This is a genomic window from Cupriavidus sp. WGlv3, assembly GCF_023952475.1.
GTDB lineage: Bacteria > Pseudomonadota > Gammaproteobacteria > Burkholderiales > Burkholderiaceae > Cupriavidus > Cupriavidus phytorum.
Genome location: NZ_JALHRX010000006.1, coordinates 150,758 through 166,839, shown reverse-complemented (window position 1 = coordinate 166,839; position 16,082 = coordinate 150,758). Strand labels below are relative to the sequence as shown.

General features: G+C 66.1%; 14 protein-coding genes. 8 read left to right on the top strand and 6 right to left on the bottom strand.

The window, feature by feature from the left end:
* The first annotated feature begins 108 nt into the window (after positions 1–108).
* Entirely contained in the window at positions 109–3,678 is a 3,570-nt protein-coding gene (locus MKD38_RS13175; protein WP_252677428.1) for an indolepyruvate ferredoxin oxidoreductase family protein, read from the top strand.
* Positions 3,679–4,148: 470 nt separating this feature from the next.
* Here MKD38_RS13175 and MKD38_RS13170 read toward each other — a convergent pair whose 3' ends face one another.
* Positions 4,149–4,322 (bottom strand): hypothetical protein, encoded by a 174-nt coding sequence (locus MKD38_RS13170; protein ID WP_252677427.1) that lies wholly within the window; start codon positions 4,320–4,322, stop codon positions 4,149–4,151.
* 605 nt (positions 4,323–4,927) lie between these two features.
* On the opposite strand from MKD38_RS13170, the gene MKD38_RS13165 reads away from it, so the two are divergent.
* Together MKD38_RS13165 and MKD38_RS13160 are read left to right on the top strand one after the other, a co-directional pair.
* Complete coding sequence (locus tag MKD38_RS13165) at positions 4,928–5,434, top strand: hypothetical protein (RefSeq protein WP_252677426.1); 507 nt, start codon at positions 4,928–4,930, stop codon at positions 5,432–5,434.
* A gap of 181 nt (positions 5,435–5,615) precedes the next feature.
* Entirely contained in the window at positions 5,616–6,095 is a 480-nt protein-coding gene (locus MKD38_RS13160) for a hypothetical protein (RefSeq protein WP_252677425.1), read from the top strand.
* Between the two features lie 92 nt (positions 6,096–6,187).
* Here the strand turns inward: MKD38_RS13160 and MKD38_RS13155 are convergent, their stop codons facing one another.
* From MKD38_RS13155 to MKD38_RS13140, 4 genes are all read right to left on the bottom strand, one after another.
* Positions 6,188–7,384 carry an oxygenase MpaB family protein gene (locus tag MKD38_RS13155; protein WP_252677423.1) on the bottom strand — a complete coding sequence of 399 codons (1,197 nt, stop codon included), beginning with the start codon at positions 7,382–7,384 and terminating at the stop codon, positions 6,188–6,190.
* A 53-nt stretch (positions 7,385–7,437) separates the two neighbouring features.
* Positions 7,438–8,028, bottom strand: coding sequence for an HD domain-containing protein (locus MKD38_RS13150; RefSeq protein WP_111520412.1), 591 nt, complete (start codon positions 8,026–8,028; stop codon positions 7,438–7,440).
* Positions 8,021–9,103, bottom strand: a complete 1,083-nt coding sequence (locus MKD38_RS13145; protein WP_111520411.1) for a TauD/TfdA family dioxygenase — start codon at positions 9,101–9,103, stop codon at positions 8,021–8,023. The genes MKD38_RS13150 and MKD38_RS13145 overlap by 8 nt, the downstream gene beginning before the upstream one ends.
* A 113-nt stretch (positions 9,104–9,216) precedes the next feature.
* A complete protein-coding gene (locus MKD38_RS13140; protein ID WP_252677421.1) occupies positions 9,217–10,206 on the bottom strand; it encodes a Bug family tripartite tricarboxylate transporter substrate binding protein in 990 nt (329 codons plus the stop codon).
* A 376-nt stretch (positions 10,207–10,582) separates the two neighbouring features.
* On the opposite strand from MKD38_RS13140, the gene MKD38_RS13135 reads away from it, so the two are divergent.
* The 5 genes from MKD38_RS13135 (at position 10,583) to MKD38_RS13115 (ending at position 15,070) form a co-directional block, all read left to right on the top strand.
* Entirely contained in the window at positions 10,583–11,227 is a 645-nt protein-coding gene (locus MKD38_RS13135; protein ID WP_252677419.1) for a TetR/AcrR family transcriptional regulator, read from the top strand.
* A gap of 70 nt (positions 11,228–11,297) precedes the next feature.
* Positions 11,298–12,191 (top strand): LysR family transcriptional regulator, encoded by an 894-nt coding sequence (locus MKD38_RS13130; RefSeq protein ID WP_252677418.1) that lies wholly within the window; start codon positions 11,298–11,300, stop codon positions 12,189–12,191.
* Positions 12,192–12,306: 115 nt separating this feature from the next.
* On the top strand, positions 12,307–13,086 hold the full coding sequence (locus MKD38_RS13125) for an aldolase (RefSeq protein ID WP_252677417.1): 780 nt from the start codon (positions 12,307–12,309) through the stop codon (positions 13,084–13,086).
* Between the two features lie 41 nt (positions 13,087–13,127).
* Positions 13,128–14,450, top strand: a complete 1,323-nt coding sequence (locus MKD38_RS13120; RefSeq protein ID WP_252677416.1) for an MFS transporter — start codon at positions 13,128–13,130, stop codon at positions 14,448–14,450.
* Positions 14,447–15,070, top strand: a complete 624-nt coding sequence (locus tag MKD38_RS13115; RefSeq protein ID WP_252677415.1) for a 2-hydroxychromene-2-carboxylate isomerase — start codon at positions 14,447–14,449, stop codon at positions 15,068–15,070. The genes MKD38_RS13120 and MKD38_RS13115 overlap by 4 nt, the downstream gene beginning before the upstream one ends.
* A gap of 25 nt (positions 15,071–15,095) precedes the next feature.
* Here the strand turns inward: MKD38_RS13115 and MKD38_RS13110 are convergent, their stop codons facing one another.
* Positions 15,096–16,082 carry an NADP-dependent oxidoreductase gene (locus MKD38_RS13110; protein WP_252677414.1) on the bottom strand — a complete coding sequence of 329 codons (987 nt, stop codon included), beginning with the start codon at positions 16,080–16,082 and terminating at the stop codon, positions 15,096–15,098.

Sequence of the window (16,082 nt, the reverse complement as noted above, 5' to 3'; positions counted from 1 at the left end):
TTGCAGATATCAGGTGTTGGAATTCATGATTTTACGATGACCGCGCCGATTTCTACACTCCTTCGGACAGCAATAAAGCAACCAGAACGAAGCCCGGAGACCCACATCGTGAATGCCCCGCTCAATCCCGCCTTGCTCGAAGCCCTGGCCAGCGCCAGCCTCGACGACAAGTACACTCTGGACCAGGGCCGTGTCTACCTGAGCGGCGTGCAGGCGCTGGTGCGCCTGCCGATGCTGCAGAAAGCGCGCGACCGCGCCGCCGGGCTCAATACCGCCGGCTTTATCTCGGGCTACCGCGGCTCGCCGCTGGGCGGCGTCGACCAGGCGCTGTGGAAGGCCAAGCAGCATCTGGCGGCCAGCGACGTGGTGTTCCAGCCGGGCGTCAACGAAGACCTGGCCGCCACCGCGGTATGGGGCAGCCAGCAGGTCAACCTGTTCCCCGGCGCCAGGCGCGATGGGGTGTTCTCGATGTGGTATGGCAAGGGGCCGGGCGTGGACCGCTCCATCGACGTGCTCAAGCACGCCAACTCCGCCGGCTCGTCGCGCCATGGCGGCGTGCTGCTGCTGGCCGGCGACGACCATGCCGCCAAGTCCTCCACCGTGGCGCACCAGTCCGAGCACGTGCTGCAGGCGGCCGGCATCCCGGTGCTGTACCCCGCCAACGTGCAGGAATACCTGGACTACGGCCTGCATGGCTGGGCCATGAGCCGCTATTCGGGGCTGTGGGTGGCGATGAAGTGCGTCACCGACGTGGTCGAGTCGACCGCCTCGGTCGAGATCGACCCAAACCGCGTGCAGGTCGCGCTGCCGCAGGACTTTGCCATGCCGGCGGGCGGCCTCAATATCCGCTGGCCCGATTCCCCGCTGGAACAGGAAGCGCGGCTGCTCGATCACAAGTGGTATGCGGCGCTGGCCTACGTGCGCGCCAACCGCCTGAACCGCGTGGTGCTGGATTCGCCCAACGCGCGCTTCGGCATCATGACCGCCGGCAAGGCGTACCTGGACGTGCGCCAGGCGCTGGTGGACCTGGGCCTGGATGACGACACCTGCGCCCGCATCGGCATCCGCGTCTACAAGGTCGGCTGCGTGTGGCCGCTGGAGGCGCACGGCGCGCGCGAATTCGCCACCGGCCTGGAAGAGATCCTGGTGGTCGAAGAGAAGCGCCAGATCCTCGAATACGCGCTGAAGGAAGAGCTGTACAACTGGCGCGAGGATGTGCGCCCCAAGGTCTTCGGCAAGTTCGACCAGCGCGGCAACGACGGCGGCGAGTGGTCGGTGCCGCGCGGCGACTGGCTGCTGCCGGCGCACTACGAGCTGTCGCCGGCGCTGATCGCCAAGGCCATCGCGCGCCGGCTGGAACGCTTCGACCTGCCGGCCGAGGTGCGCGCGCGCATCGCCGCGCGCGTGGCGCTGATCGAGGCCAAGGAGCGCGAAGCGGCGCAGCCGCGCATCGCGGTGGAGCGCAAGCCGTGGTTCTGCTCGGGCTGCCCGCACAATACCTCGACGCGCGTGCCGGAGGGCTCGCGCGCACTGGCCGGCATCGGCTGCCACTACATGACCTTGTGGATGGACCGCAATACCGAGACCTTCAGCCAGATGGGGGGCGAGGGCGTGGCGTGGACCGGGCAGATGCACTTCACCGACGACAAGCACGTGTTCGCCAACCTGGGCGACGGCACGTACTTCCATTCGGGGCTGCTGGCGATCCGCGCGTCGATTGCGGCCCGGGCCAACATCACCTACAAGATCCTGTTCAACGACGCGGTGGCGATGACCGGCGGTCAGCCCATCGACGGCGTGCTGACGGTGCCGCAGATCGCGCACCAGGTCTTGGCCGAGGGTGCGAAGAAGCTGGTGGTGGTCACCGACGAGCCCGCCAAGTACGGGGATGGTGCGATGCTGCCGTCCGGCGTGGCGGTGCTCCATCGCGACCAGCTCGATGCCGTGCAGCTGGAGCTGCGCGACACCGAAGGCGTCACCATCCTGATCTACGACCAGACCTGCGCCACCGAGAAGCGCCGCCGCCGCAAGCGCGGCACCTATCCGGATCCGGCCAAGCGCGCCTTTATCAACGACGCGGTGTGCGAAGGCTGCGGCGATTGCTCGGCCAAGTCCAACTGCCTGTCGGTGGAGCCGCTCGAGACCGAGCTCGGCACCAAGCGCAGGATCAACCAGTCGTCGTGCAACAAGGACTTCTCCTGTGTCAACGGCTTCTGCCCGAGTTTCGTCACGGCCGAGGGCGCGCAGGTGCGCAAGCCCGCGGCGGCGGCCGGCAAGGGCAGCGGCGCCGACTTCGCGGCGCTGCCGCAGCCGCGGCTGCCCGCCCTGGAGCGGCCTTACGGCGTGCTGGTCACCGGCGTGGGCGGCACGGGCGTGGTCACCATCGGCGGGCTGCTGGGCATGGCGTCGCACCTGGAGCGCAAGGGCGTGACCGTGCTCGACATGGCCGGCCTGGCGCAGAAGGGCGGGGCGGTGATCAGCCACGTGCAGATCGCATCCGCTCCGGAGCACCTGCATGCGACCCGCATCGCCACCGGCGAGGCGCGCCTGGTGATCGGCGGCGACGCCATCGTTTCGGCCTCGGCCGAAGTGCTGTCCAAGGTCCGGCACGGCCTGACCGCCGCCGTGGTCAACAGCGCCAACACCCCCACCGCGGAGTTCATCAAGAACCCGAAGTGGAAGTTCCCCGGCGCCAGCGCCGAGCAGGACCTGCGCGCCAGCGTGGGCGAGGCTTGCGCCTTCTTCGACGCCAGCGCCTGGGCGGTGACCCTGCTGGCCGACGCCATCTATTCCAACCCGCTGCTGCTGGGCTATGCCTGGCAGAAGGGCTGGATCCCGTTGCAGCACGCCAGCCTGGTGCGCGCGATCGAACTCAATGGCGTGTCGGTGGACAAGAACCGCCTCGCTTTCGAATGGGGCCGTTACCTCGCCCACCACGGCGAGGGCGCGGTCAGGGCGCTGCTGCCGGCTGCGCCGGCCGCCGCCAGCGCGCAGGTCATGGCGATGCCGCAGACGCTCGACGCGCTGATCCGCAAGCGCGAGGCGATGCTGACCGATTACCAGAACGCCGCCTATGCCGCGCGCTATCGCGACGCCGTTGGCCGCATCCGCGCCGCGGAGCAGCAACTCGGCATCGACCGCAAACTGCCGCTGACCGAGGCCGTGGCCCGCAACCTGGCCAAGCTGATGGCGTACAAGGACGAGTACGAGGTGGCGCGCCTCTACACCGACCCGGCCTTCCTCGACAAGCTGCGCGCGCAGTTCGAAGGCGAGCCCGGCCGCGACTACCAGCTCAATTTCTGGCTGGCACCGCCGCTGCTGGCCAAGACTGACGCCAAGGGCCATCTGCTCAAGCGTCGCTTCGGTCCCCGCACCATGACGGCATTCCGCCTGCTGGCGCGCCTGAAGGGTCTGCGCGGCACTGCGCTGGATGTTTTCGGCAAGACCGCCGAGCGCCGCGCCGAGCGTGCGCTGGTCAGCGACTACCTGGCCATGGTCGAAGAGTTCGCGGGGTCACTGAGCGCGGACAACCTCGACACCGCGCTGGCCCTGGCCGCGCTGCCGGACGATATCCGTGGCTACGGTCACGTGAAGGAGGCCAGCATGGCCGCGGCGGCGGTGCGGCGCGAGACGCTGCTGGCGCAGTATCGGGGGGCGGCGCGGCGGGATGCGGCCTGAGGGAATGCAGACCGGGGACGCAGCCCGCGCGAGACCTGGCGCGCCGTGCCCAACGCACGGCGCGCCGCGCAGCATCGAGCCGCGGGCGGGTTGCCATGCCGCTGCGCTTTCCGGGCTGCGAGCACAGAGAACGGTGCCCATGCGCCTGGCGTCAAAGTGACAGGACCAGCCGCACGAGATCGCCGTGCCGCTGCATATTGGTCTTGGCGTAGATCGACTTGATCTGGGTGCGGATCGTCGCGATGCTTACCTGTGGATCCAGTCGTCAATGGTAAGTCCAAGCGTGTCGATGGCGCCCTGGTTCCATACCGACACCCACGCCGGAATACCGCCAGTTGCCGGTACCCGGCCTGAGTCATGCGACAACACGCTTGGCGCCGCTGCAGGCTCAGCACTGTCTCGGGCGAGACGTACCCACCAGCGGCTCTTACGGGTTACGCCACGCCACGCGTGGGCGCGGCTCCTTCGATTCAGCCAGTACCTCCTTTCTGATTAAATGAATAGTTAATGGAATCCTCCGGAACAGCAGTCGGTTTGGCATCACCGTAACCACCGCATCCGCTCAGGCCCAGCGCAAATACCATGGCGATGGCCATCAGACGAGAGCTTCGGATGCCCTTCTCGGTGCGGTCAAAAGTAATCATTGTTCCCTCCGTCGATTTACACCGGAAGGTTAGATTGGCAACGTCGAAGTTCCATCATCCATTTTGGGTATGGCGTGTGGCGGGGTCTTGCCATTTTGCCTTTGGAGGTGCGAAAGAGTTCGCCCACCACAATGGATGACCAGGTCGGTGGAAGATGCAGTTGGGTCTGTACGGCAGCCAGGCTGCGCAAACTCAGGCACGCAAGGAGCGGCGCGCGGTGATCACGGACTTGCGCTTGCCCCGTGGATTCCAGGCCCGCCGGGCAATGGTTCGCCGGCGCTTGAGACCAGCGCGGCCATAAACATCAAGCATAGGTGGTGGGGCAGCGCGGCCCGCAAGGATAGGGTGCGAAATTACACAAAGCGAGAAGAAAAAATCCCCGGTTCGAGGCCCCGCTTTAACTATAATTTTCGACGTCGCCAGGGACGAAACCCCCTCGTTATCGGGCGCACGAATATTTTTGGCCACTTTATTTGGTAGTACGCAATTACAGAACTGGAGCGGAACCGGAAAACCCTGCATCTACTTGATCGATTAAAGAACAACAACGTAAACAGCAAGCCGTTATTTCTCATCCGGGGGCAATAGATTCTCTGGAGACGAACATGAAGAATCTAGCCCTGGTTTCATTGGCTGCGTTGCTGGCCGCCCCCGCAGCCTGGGCCGACACCATCGCCGCCAATGGGCCAAACGGGGCCCACTATGCCAACGGCTCTGCCGAGCCCGTATGCGCGGTGGATTCATCCCTCGATGTGAGCTGTACCGGGACCACCATCGGAGGCGTGGGCAATACCAATGCGACAGCGATTCTGTCGGCGACTTACTCCGGCACGGTGCAGTGCCAGAACCGTGGCGGCCAGATCGTCGAGGTGAAGACCCAGACCACGGAGGCGACTTCCTCGGGAACCCTGCGGCCATCCCGGAACGGGCAACTGGTCGTGCCGCCGCTCAGCACGTCGGCGCCGACCGCCACGGAACTACAGAACGCGGCTGTCTGCCCCAACGGCAACTGGACCAAGCTGCTGCTGGGGACCCCGACCCTTACGAGCTTCGTATATACGGTCACCTTCGCCGGCTTCACCCAGCCTTATATCAGCATCGTTGGTCCCTGATCGGCCTGGCACAGGCTTCGGCACATTCGACTGATACCGGAACATCCGACACCGGCGAGAGCGTCCTGAGCCATTGGGAAGGCGTGCCAGCACTGCGGGCACGCGGCAATCGGCTACGGCGGGTACCGTCATTGCGTGCGGTACCACGCCTGCCTTTTCCTGAATCATTGGATGATTCGCCATGCGACAAGACCTTCACCTCAATGACTGCGTGCGGGCCGTCTCACCTGCGCCGCACCACTACCGGCAGGTCCCGTGGATGCTGGGGTTCAGCCTGCTGCTCGCCGGATGCGGAGGAGGAGATCCGGCTCCGGTATCCATGACCGCTCCGCAGCAAGCGTCATCAGGACAGAGTCCGTTCGCTGCGCAAGGCACGCCGCCTGCGCGGGAAATCCCGGCACCTTCGGCTGTGCCTGACGAAACTGCCGTGCCTGCTGCAGACTCCCCAGAGCTTGCGCAACTTGGCGCGCTACCGCACCTGTCATCGCTGTCGGACCGTGAGAAGGCAGGCTTGCTCATGCTGCTGCGTACCCGGTCACCCGCGCAACGGATGGCATTGATCAACATGTATCCCAGCCTGGTCAGACTGCCCGAGCAGCAAAAGGAGCTATTGCTGGACCGGCTGGAAAAGATCGTGCCGGTCACGGTAAGTCAGCGTTAGTGACCGCTGCGGGAGCAGCCCTGTACCCCTGTCAAGCATGCCAGATCGACGGCGGCTCGAACTGCAGTGCCGGCCGATGGCCCCCTGCCATCCTAGGCCGCCGTGACAGGCGTCGTACCCGCTGCCGGTGGATCGGCAAGCGACTTCTGGTAAGTCGTCGGTCCCTGCAGGTGCGCGGCCATCTGCAGATACTGCTCGCTGTTTCGCTCGAGATAGCGGCCCCACGTTTGCTGGGATTCGCGGTACTCGCGCCGCGACGCGGCGTTCTGCGCAACGAACATGTCGACCACGCCGCCAAGCGTGGAGGGCTCGCATTCCATGGCATCGCACGCAGCATCGCCAAGGACTCGCCGTGCCAGCGCAAACACCAGCTCGCGGGCGACCGAAGCGGGGCCGTTGGGCATCAGCGCGGCCAGCCGTTCGGCGACGGTGTCCACCAGGGCGCCCTGGATCGCGCGAACGTTGTCGTCCAGGCCGATCTGCTGGGTTGCCAGCGAGGCTTCGCGCCAGGCAGCGCCCTGCTTGTGGCTGGTGATCTGCGCGCACCAGTCCGGATCGATGCCTAGCAGGTGACCGACGTATCCCCAGTAGCGGTACAGCGCGGCTTCCTCATCCGCGCTCAGGTCTATGCCCAGGCGCTGCAGCGCGCTGAAGGGCACCACGGTGAAGTCGAGCCAGGTATTGAGCGTGTCGGCGCGATTGATCGGCACGCCGTCGGCCCGCACATCCCAGCCGCGGCGCAGCAACGCGGTACGCACGCGCGCATGCAGCAAGCGGACCTGTATGGTGCCGATGTAGCCCGCCTGGCCGCGCGCGAGCCCGCCGGGAGAGGTTGCGTGGATGCGCCACGTCGCGGTTTCCGCCAGGCGACGGCCGGCGGCATAGGCCAGGTTGCCGGTGTTGGCCAGCACCTTCGCCACCCGGATGTTGGTGTGGTTCGGCAGCAGCGAGGCAAGCGCCAGCGCAATCGAGTGCCAGAACGGCGGAATCGAGATCGAAGCCCGGTCGCCGGCTGCCACCAGCGCGGTGTCGATACCGGGCGGCACCTGCTCCAGCGCGCGCACGAAGGCCGCGATGGCTGGTGGCGGCGCATCGACCGCATCCAGTCCATGGCGCAGGGCGTGGGCCAGCTTGTCGCGCGCGGCCGCGCCTAGCGCATCGAGTTCGGCAATCACGGCCTCGGCAAGCGGATCACCTTGCCGGACGGCTTCGGTAAGCATGGCCACGCGTGCCGGGTCGGGCACGGAACGGCTCAGGGCTTCTGTGTCGATGAAGTTATTGGTCGTCATAGCATCTGTCTGGTGCTGACGCGCGCGGCGCGGGAGCGGCCGCGCGCTGGCGGTCATGCCGTGGCCTGCGCATCCTTTTTCACGTACATCGAATGGCGGGGCTGGGAGAACACGCGACGCAGCATGGGTTCGAAGAACGACAGCGGCAAGGTGTCGTAGTCCTTGCGGAAGGCCGGCGCATCGTATCTGGCGCAGAACTCCGCGGTACGCTCGAACAGCTCGGGCTGGTCGCGGTACTGGTCGCGCAGGTTGGGGTCGAGCCCCAGGTTGTGGAAGAAGTGGTAGCCCTGGAAGATGCCGTGGTGCAGCACCATCCAGTGGTTCTCGGGGCTGACGAAGGGCTTGAGCATCGCGGCGGCGATGTCGGGATGGTTGTAGCTGCCGAGCGTGTCGCCGATGTCGTGCAGCAGCGCGCAAACCACATACTCCTCGTCGCGGCCGTCGCGGTGCGCCAGCGTGGCGGTCTGCAGGCAGTGGGTCAGGCGGTCGACCGGGAAGCCGCCGCAATCGCCGTCGAGCACCTTGAGATGTTCGATGACCCGCTCGGCCAGCTTGGCGGCGTAGGGGCGGAACTCGCCCGTGATGATGGCCCAGTCCTCGCGCGTGCTCTCGCCGATGTGAGCAAAGGTGGCGTGCTCAGTCATGGCTTCCGCTCCCGAATAGTTGCACCAGGGTTTCGCGCTTGCCGGTGTAGGGCTGGCGGCCGTGGCAGCAAATGATGTTGTCGAGGATCATCACTTCGTTCTCGAGCCAGGGCTCGTCGACGGTGACCAGGAAGTTTGCACGGCGCAGTTCGTGCAGCAAGGCCAGCGGAATCGGCTCACCATCACCGTAGCGTACCTCGCTGTACTTGGGACTGCCGTCGCCGTACTGCTGGCAAAGGGCCGGCCAGATCGCGTCGGCGTCGGTCGGCATGTACTGATTGATCTGATTGAACCAGTGCCGCTCGCGTGTCACCGGATGCACGACGAAGCCTGTGTTGACGTAGGTGGTCTGCAGGCTCCCGTCCGGCAGCCATTCACCTTGCAGCCCCATTGCCTCGACCTGTGACTGCACCTCGGCCTTGTCGGCGGAGCCGAATGCGTCTTGCCACGAGCGATGCACATCCACGAGCACCGGATGCCAGCCTTCGGTCGAAGCGCTGCCGTCACGGAAGTTCCGTCGGTACATCACGCCTCTGCGTTCGACGTCATCCAGCAAGGCTTGCGGCGCCAGCGCCTCGACCTTGCGGATGTCGCAGATCGAAGTCGCGCCGCCGGTGGTGGCGGGCACCTTGCTGTAGAAGGCCAGCTTGTACGGGAAATGGGGCAGGTAGCTCATTTCCTGGTGCAGGCGGATCGAGTAGCGCTCGTCGACGCGGGTCGATTCGAACACCTTGCCCGCCACTGCTGCACGGGGCGTGCCGCCGCCGGTATAGCCCATTTGCGCCGGCGGGTAGTGCGCGGTCATGGCAGCGAACTGCTCGGTCTCGCGGATGGGAAAGCCGCGGAAGCGCAGTGCGCCATAGGTCCGCAGCAGTTCGTCGAGCGTGTCCTCGTGTTCGACGAACCACTGCCGGAAGGCCTGGAAATCGGTCTTGAAGCGCTCCGAAGCGGGCATCACGAACATCGGGATGCCCTTCGGGTGCAATTGCAGGACGACGTCGTCGCCCAGGCTGGGGTGAGGCGTGGGCGTAGCATAGCTAGGCTGACGCGGAAGGGCTTCGGTGGAGGTATTCATGGCTGTCTCCTTTGTTTTAGGGAACGGACGGGATTCAATACCGGCGGTGGTATCGAGGGCATTCAACGGGGGCAGGGCCGGCGCGTATGCGCTGCAGCCGGCCGGGCCTGCGCTCAATCAAGTCGGATGTCGTACTTGCGGATCACCGCTGACCAGATCGCCTGGTCGTTGCGTGCCAGCGCAGCGAAGGCGGCGGGCTGCGAGGTCCTGGCAATCAGGCCCAGATCGGCCATGCGCTGCGTCAGGGCCGGTGCGTTGACGATGGCGCCGACATCGGCGGAGATCTTCTCGACGATAGCCGCCGGGGTGTCGCCGGTGGTGAAGAGCCCGAACCAGGCCGGGCCGGAGAGGCCCTGGTAGCCGAGTTCCTGGAAGGTGGGAACATCAGGCAGTTGCGGGGCACGGCTGCTTCCCGCGACGGCGAGCGGGATGATCTTGCCGCCCTTCAGGTGCTGGCGCACGGTCATCGGCGACAGCGTACCGAGTGCGATCTGTCCACCCAGCATGTCGTTGATGATCTGCGCTTCGCCCTTGTAGGGAACATGGGTAAGCTCGGCGCCGCTGGCGCTGCCGAAGACCTCCATGTAGAGATGCGAGCCGGTGCCCTTGCCATAGGTGCCATACGTGAGCTTGCCCGGCTTTTCCCTGGCCTGGCGTATTAGCTCGGCAACGGATCGGGGCCCCGCCGCCGAAGCAGCCAGCACCATATGGGTCGAGCACAGCTGGGTCACCGCGGCCAGGTCCCGCAGCGGGTCGAACGGAGGCTTGGCATACATGTAGGGCGTCTGTACCACGGCGGTAACCGTCATCAGCAGCGTATGGCCATCGGGCGATGCCTTGGCAACGACATCGGCGCCGATCAGGCCGCTCGCCCCGGGGCGGTTTTCCACCACCACCGGACGCTGCCATTGCTTGCCAAGCGGGTCGGCCACCGCGCGTGCCAGCACATCGAGCACGCCGCCGGGGGGATTCGGCACGACCAGGCGCACCGGGCGGCTGGGATAGCCGGATTGCGCCAGCGCATGGCGCGCAAGGGGCGCGGTCGCGAGCGCAAGCGCTCCCGCGCCGAGGCGCTGCAGCGCCGTGCGACGATCGAAATGCATGTTGTCTCCACCAGTAGAGTTGTGGTCTTGCGCTGTCGGCAGCGCTAGCGGGCCGTGGTGTGGCTACCGCGTCTATTCGGCGTAGCCAGGGGGTCCCAGGTCAAGCTTGCGCAGCAGTGCCGGCCAGGCCAGGGCGCCGTAGTGTCCAAACAGGGCGTGCGCGGCCTGGTGCAACGCGCGTCTGGTTGACGTATTCGATGCGGACCTGGCGCTCCGCGGCATCGACGTGGGGAAGCGCGGTTTGGGACGGCGCGGGGGATAGGGTCATGCTTGTCTCCTTGTTCTTGTTCGGTAAAGGTAATTACCATTACCTTTTCAGATTACGGAGGCCTGTTAGAATTGTCAAGCGCCTTGCCCTGACCCTGAGCCCGCCCTCATGAGTGAAAGCCTTACCGCCCTTGCCGGCCACAGCGGATATTCCGTGCCCCGTAACACGCGCGGCATGCGCACCACGCAGCAACTGCTCGAGGCGGGCCGCCGGCTACTGCGCCGTCGCTTCCTCGACGAGGTCTCGATCCAGGAGATCTGCGCCAGTGCCAACGTCACCACCGGTGCCTTCTACAAACGCTTCGACGGCAAGGAAGCCTATTTCAAGGCACTGCAGACATTGCTGATCGCCAAGCTGCGGGAAGCGACCGCCGCCCGCATGGCTGAACTCGATGCCAGGCCCTGGACGCTGCGGGAAGTCACCGAAGTGCTGGCGCGCAACCTGAGGCTGTGGGTGTGCCGTAATGAAGGCGTGCTGCGCGCCTCGCTGGTGGAGCGGGCCTCCACGCATGACCCGATCCGGGCGGTCAACCTCGAGTATGTCGAGCAATTGGTACCCCGTCTGGCGAAGATGCACCCGTGCGGCCCGTCACCGGAGCTGGAAAGTGTCATCCGCTTTGCCTATCAGTCTATGATCGGCACGCTCGTATTCACGCTGATCAACCGGACCGGCAGCTACGCGCTGACGGATCGCAGGCTGGAACAGGCCATGGCGAAACAGTTCTACCTGTTCGTCACGCAGGGACTGGACTGATCCTCACCGTGTCGGTTGCGGCCAGAGCCACGCCCCATGCAGAATGGCAGCAAAACTACCTGCCCCCGACATGGAAACGCCAGACCGCCTGCTGCGCAGCTTTTTGCGTATCGCCTCGCTGAAGTCATTGTCGAAGGCCGCGGATGACCTGAACCAGACGCAGTCCGGCGTCAGCAAGCAACTGGCCGCGCTCGAGGCCCATCTTGGCAAGGCGTTGTTTACGCGAACGGGGCGCGGCGTTGCCCTGACCGAAGCCGGGCAAAAGCTGCAGGAAGCGATCGAAGGGCCCTATCGCGCCATCGATCACGCCGTGGACATGATCCGCGACGCGCATGGCAGTACCGAAGGGACGGTCAGGCTGGCCCTGGTCCACACCGTCAGCTATTACTTCATCGGCGATGTGGTGGCGAGTTTCGTCAGTGCGCATCCCGGGGTCAACCTGTCGATGATGGGACGCAGCTCGCCGGAGGTGGTGGCGCTGGTGGAAAGCGGCAAGGCGGATCTGGGCGTGGCCTACGATACCGCGGTGGACACGGCCTCGCTGGCGGTTTATCCGCTCTTCGACGATACGATGTGCCTGGTGGAACGGGGCAGCACGGCCCCGGCTGCGGACGATCCCGGCGTCGACCTGGGCGGCCGCGACCTGCGCCTGGTTGCCTTCCCGCATGGCTATGCGCTGCGAAGGATGCTCGATAGCGCCGGCCTGAAGGGCGCTTATGTCGCGGAGGCGGAAACGGTGGACGCCATGCTCAAGCTGGTTTCCGCCGGGGTAGGGTCCTGCATCCTGCCGAGCCGGCTGCCAGACAAGCTGCTGGCCGAGTATGGCCTGCGCAAGGTGAAGATCCATACGCCGCTGTTGAAACGGCGCATGGTGGCGGTGGCGCATCCCGAGCGCCAGCCCTTGCCGCTGGCCGCCGCGCTGCTTTCCTGCGCGCTCCAGGTTGCCAGGGCGCTGGACACGTGAAGCCATGACATAGCTGCTATGAGGCCGGCTCCGTAGCTCGCCGGCGCCCCCGATCCGATACTGGTTCCCGATCCTTTCGACCTCTTGTCGCAGGGAAAACCCGGAGAAAACCAGTATGAACGCCCCCCTCAGAGACAAGTCGTATTTCGATCAGCGCGCGTCCAGCGACATGGCGAAGCATCTGCCGATGCAGTCGCGAAGCACGCAGGAAACCATGGCCTATGCCTGCCGCATCCTGGCCATGACGGAGCAGGAGGCCGGCCTGGCGGGCCAGATCAGTGTCCGTTCCGAACGGCCGGGCGCTTACTGGACGCTGCGTTTCGGGCTCGGGTTCGACGAAGCGACGCCGGCGGACTTTATCGAGGTCGATCGCGATCTCAACACGCTGACCGGCGGCGGCATGGCCAACCCGGCGACGCGTTTCCACCTGTGGGTCTACGACGCCCGGCCGGACGTCAACGCCATCATCCATACCCATTCGCCGTGGGCCAGCGCGCTCGCTGCCGCGCGCCAGCCTCTGGTCATCGCGCAGATGGACATGACCCCCCTGCATAACGACTGCGCGTTCCTCGGCGACTGGCCGGGAGTTCCGATTGCAGACCAGGAGGGCGTGATCATCTCGGAAGCGCTCGGTGACAAGCGCGCGATCATCCTCGCGCACCATGGCTATCTGACCGCAGGCAAGACCTGTGAAGAGGCGACCTACCTGTCCGTCTATCTCGAGCGCGCTGCCCGCATGCAGATCCGCGCGCAGGCATTCGGCCCGCTCACGCCGGTCGATGACGAGCTGGCCAGCGAGGCTCACGACTACCTGCTGAAGCCGTCCATCGTCAACTCCACGTTCGCGTACTGGGCGCGCCAGACGCACGGCATCGCGCCGTACGTCAAGCCGTGACGCACAGGCAGCACGCATCAGACAGACAAGGAGACAAGACGATGACCACGCAACAAGGCATGCGCTCGCGCCGCCACTACATCACGGCCGGCCTGGCCAGCATGATGGGCACGACCATCGAATGGTATGACTTCTTCCTCTACGGCACCGCCGCGGCCCTGATCTTCAACAAGATTTTCTTTCCTTCTTTCGATCCCCTGACCGGGACCCTGGCGGCGTTTGCCACCTACTCGGTCGGCTTCTTCGCGCGCCCGCTGGGTGGCATCGTCTTTGGCCACTTCGGCGACCGGGTCGGACGCAAGTCCATGCTGCTGATCACGCTGTTCATGATGGGTATCCCGACCATCCTCATCGGCCTGATCCCGTCCTATGACAGCATCGGTTACTGGGCCGCGGTCGCGCTGGTGCTGCTGCGTTTCCTGCAAGGCGTCGCCGTCGGGGGCGAGTGGGGCGGTGCGGTGCTGATGGCGGTCGAGCACGCACCCGAAGGCAAGAAGGGCTTCTTTGGCAGCCTGCCGCAGGCAGGGGTGGCACCGGGCCTGATCCTGTCCTCGCTGGCGATGGGCATGGTCGCGACGCTGCCGGAGCAGGACATGCTGACGTGGGGATGGCGCGTGCCGTTCCTGGCGAGCGTGGTGCTGCTGGCGGTAGGCTGGTTCATCCGTGCGAAGGTGAGCGAATCCCCGGACTTCGAGCAGATGAAAAAGTCGGGCGAGAAGGTCGAGATGCCGGCCCTGGTGGTGCTGCGCCGCTATCCGCGCCAGGTCATGACCGTGGTCGGTGGCCGCCTGGCGGAAGTCACGTGGTTCTACACCGTGGTGACCTTTGCCCTGGCCTACGCCACGGGCACGCTCGGCATTGCCAAGACCGTGATGCTCGATGCCACGGTGTGGGGCGCTGCGGTGGCGATGTTCACCATGCCGCTGTTCGGCATTCTGGGTGACCGCTTCAGCTTCAAGTGGGTATTCATGGCCGGTACCGTGGGGATCCTGGTCTTTGCGCCGCAGTACTTCGCGCTGCTGCAAACGCTCGATGCAGGCAATGTCACGATTGCCATGGCCGTCGCGATCGGCCTCGTCTACGCCTGCCTGTACGGACCGGAAGGCAGCCTGTTCTCCGCCCAGTTTCCGCCCGAGGTCCGCTATAGCGGCATCTCGATCGCGGTGCAGGTGTCCGGTGCGATCGGCGGGGGCCTGGCGCCCATCGTGGCCACGTCGCTGTTGAATCATGGCGGCGGCGACCCCTCGTACATCGTCTGGTACCTGGGCGCGCTCAGCGTGATCGCCTTTGTCAGTACGGCACTGATGCGCGATGTGAACGGGGCCAGGCACGCGGTCCCGCTGGCAAAGGGAGAGCGGGTATGAACGCCGGTGCGCATATCGACTACTACTTCTGGCTCAATTCCGACTGGGCGTACCGGGGCGCCGACAGGCTCGATGCGCTGGCACGCCGCACGGGAGTGGAAATCCGGCACAAGCCCGTCGATCTCCCGGAGGTGTATGCACGGACGGGAGGGGTGCTGCTGGGGCAGCGTTCAGCGGAGCGGCAGCGCTATCGGATCGTCGAGCTGGAGCGATGGTGCAGGAAGCTGGGGATCCACGTGAACTCCACGCCCAGGTACATGTGTCCGGACGCGGAGCTCGGCTCTCGTATCGTGATCGCTGCCGATGGGCTGGGTTTGCCCGTCCTTCCGTTGTACAAGGCAATTCTCCGCGCCGAATGGTGCGAGGACCTGGACATCTCGGCCGAGCCGACGCTGCAAGCCATCCTCGAACGCCTCGGCCTGGACGGCAGCGGCGTCATGGAGCTGGCGCGCGCCAGCGAAGCGGGAATGCGGTACCGGCGCTACACCGATGAGGCCGTCGACGCCGGCGTGTTCGGATCGCCCACCTATGTGTTCGAAGGCGAATTGTTCTGGGGCCAGGACCGGCTCGACATGCTCGAGGACGCAATCCGGGCACGAAGCCCCGCCCGGACCGGATAGCGGCAGCGAGCGCCCGCTCGATCCTTTACGCGTTCCACGGCCCGGCGACACGCAGCACCAGTTTGCTCGCCGCCTGGCCCGACCGCACCAGCTCGAGCGCGTCCCCGGCCTGCGCCAGCGGCAGGCATTCGATGCGAGGTGGCCGCAAACGTCCGTCGTTCATCAGCGCGGCGATTTCCGCGAGCCGCACGCCGCTTGGCATCTTGCTGAACGCGACGGCGCTGCGCACGCCGCGCCGAGCCGCCTCGGCGGGATCGGGGCCGTGGTCGCCGCTGACCAGCGTCAGGATGGCGACGAGGATGCCGCCGGGCCTGAGCAGGTCCAGCCCCATCGGCAGGGTGCCGCATCCCACCGCGTCGAGCACCAGGTCGACGCCGGCCGGCGCCCAGGCCCGCACGGCGCCACCAATATCGCCTGCGCGGTAGTCGATAGCCAGGTCGCAGCCGAGCGCCATGAGTGCGTCGCGGCGGGCCGCGCTGCAGGTGGCGGCGACGGTGGCGCCGGCAGCCCTGGCCAGCTGCACGGCGAACGTGCCGACCGCGCCCGCGCCGCCGTGCACCAGTACGGTCTGGCCAGGGCGGAGATCGCCGTCATCGAACAGTCCGGTCCAGGCCGCCAGCGCCGGGGTCGGCACCGCCGCGGCTTCGTCGAACCCGACGTTGTCCGGAATCGGCACCACGCAATCCTGGCCGACGGCAACGTATTCCGCATACGATCCCCATTGGCCGGCGCCGACCCCGGTTTGCGCAAACACCCGCTGTCCGCGCACGAAGCCCGTGACGCCGGCGCCGACCGCAGCCACCACGCCGCTGGCATCGAAGCCAAGCACGAAGGGAAAGTCGGCCCGCATGAAGGCGCTCAGATAACCCTCGCGGCATTTCCAGTCGGCGGGATTCACGCCGGCGCAGGCGACGCGGATCAGCACTTCGCCGGCCGCCGGCTCCGGCCTTGCGACCTCGCCAAGCCGGATGACCTCGGGGCCGCCGTGACGGTCGATCAGCACCGCGCGCAT

Excerpts from the sequence above, each read along its gene's own strand:
- MKD38_RS13165 (WP_252677426.1), top strand. The coding sequence starts at position 4,928 with ATGAAGAATCTAGCCCTGGTTTCATTGGCTGCGTTGCTGGCCGCCCCC.
- MKD38_RS13115 (WP_252677415.1), top strand. The coding sequence starts at position 14,447 with ATGAACGCCGGTGCGCATATCGACTACTACTTCTGGCTCAATTCCGAC.
- MKD38_RS13155 (WP_252677423.1), bottom strand. The coding sequence starts at position 7,384 with ATGACGACCAATAACTTCATCGACACAGAAGCCCTGAGCCGTTCCGTG.
- MKD38_RS13120 (WP_252677416.1), top strand. The coding sequence starts at position 13,128 with ATGACCACGCAACAAGGCATGCGCTCGCGCCGCCACTACATCACGGCC.
- MKD38_RS13130 (WP_252677418.1), top strand. The coding sequence starts at position 11,298 with ATGGAAACGCCAGACCGCCTGCTGCGCAGCTTTTTGCGTATCGCCTCG.
- MKD38_RS13125 (WP_252677417.1), top strand. The coding sequence starts at position 12,307 with ATGAACGCCCCCCTCAGAGACAAGTCGTATTTCGATCAGCGCGCGTCC.
- MKD38_RS13160 (WP_252677425.1), top strand. The coding sequence starts at position 5,616 with ATGCGACAAGACCTTCACCTCAATGACTGCGTGCGGGCCGTCTCACCT.
- MKD38_RS13110 (WP_252677414.1), bottom strand. The coding sequence starts at position 16,082 with ATGCGCGCGGTGCTGATCGACCGTCACGGCGGCCCCGAGGTCATCCGG.
- MKD38_RS13135 (WP_252677419.1), top strand. The coding sequence starts at position 10,583 with ATGAGTGAAAGCCTTACCGCCCTTGCCGGCCACAGCGGATATTCCGTG.
- MKD38_RS13170 (WP_252677427.1), bottom strand. The coding sequence starts at position 4,322 with ATGATTACTTTTGACCGCACCGAGAAGGGCATCCGAAGCTCTCGTCTG.
- MKD38_RS13150 (WP_111520412.1), bottom strand. The coding sequence starts at position 8,028 with ATGACTGAGCACGCCACCTTTGCTCACATCGGCGAGAGCACGCGCGAG.
- MKD38_RS13145 (WP_111520411.1), bottom strand. The coding sequence starts at position 9,103 with ATGAATACCTCCACCGAAGCCCTTCCGCGTCAGCCTAGCTATGCTACG.
- MKD38_RS13140 (WP_252677421.1), bottom strand. The coding sequence starts at position 10,206 with ATGCATTTCGATCGTCGCACGGCGCTGCAGCGCCTCGGCGCGGGAGCG.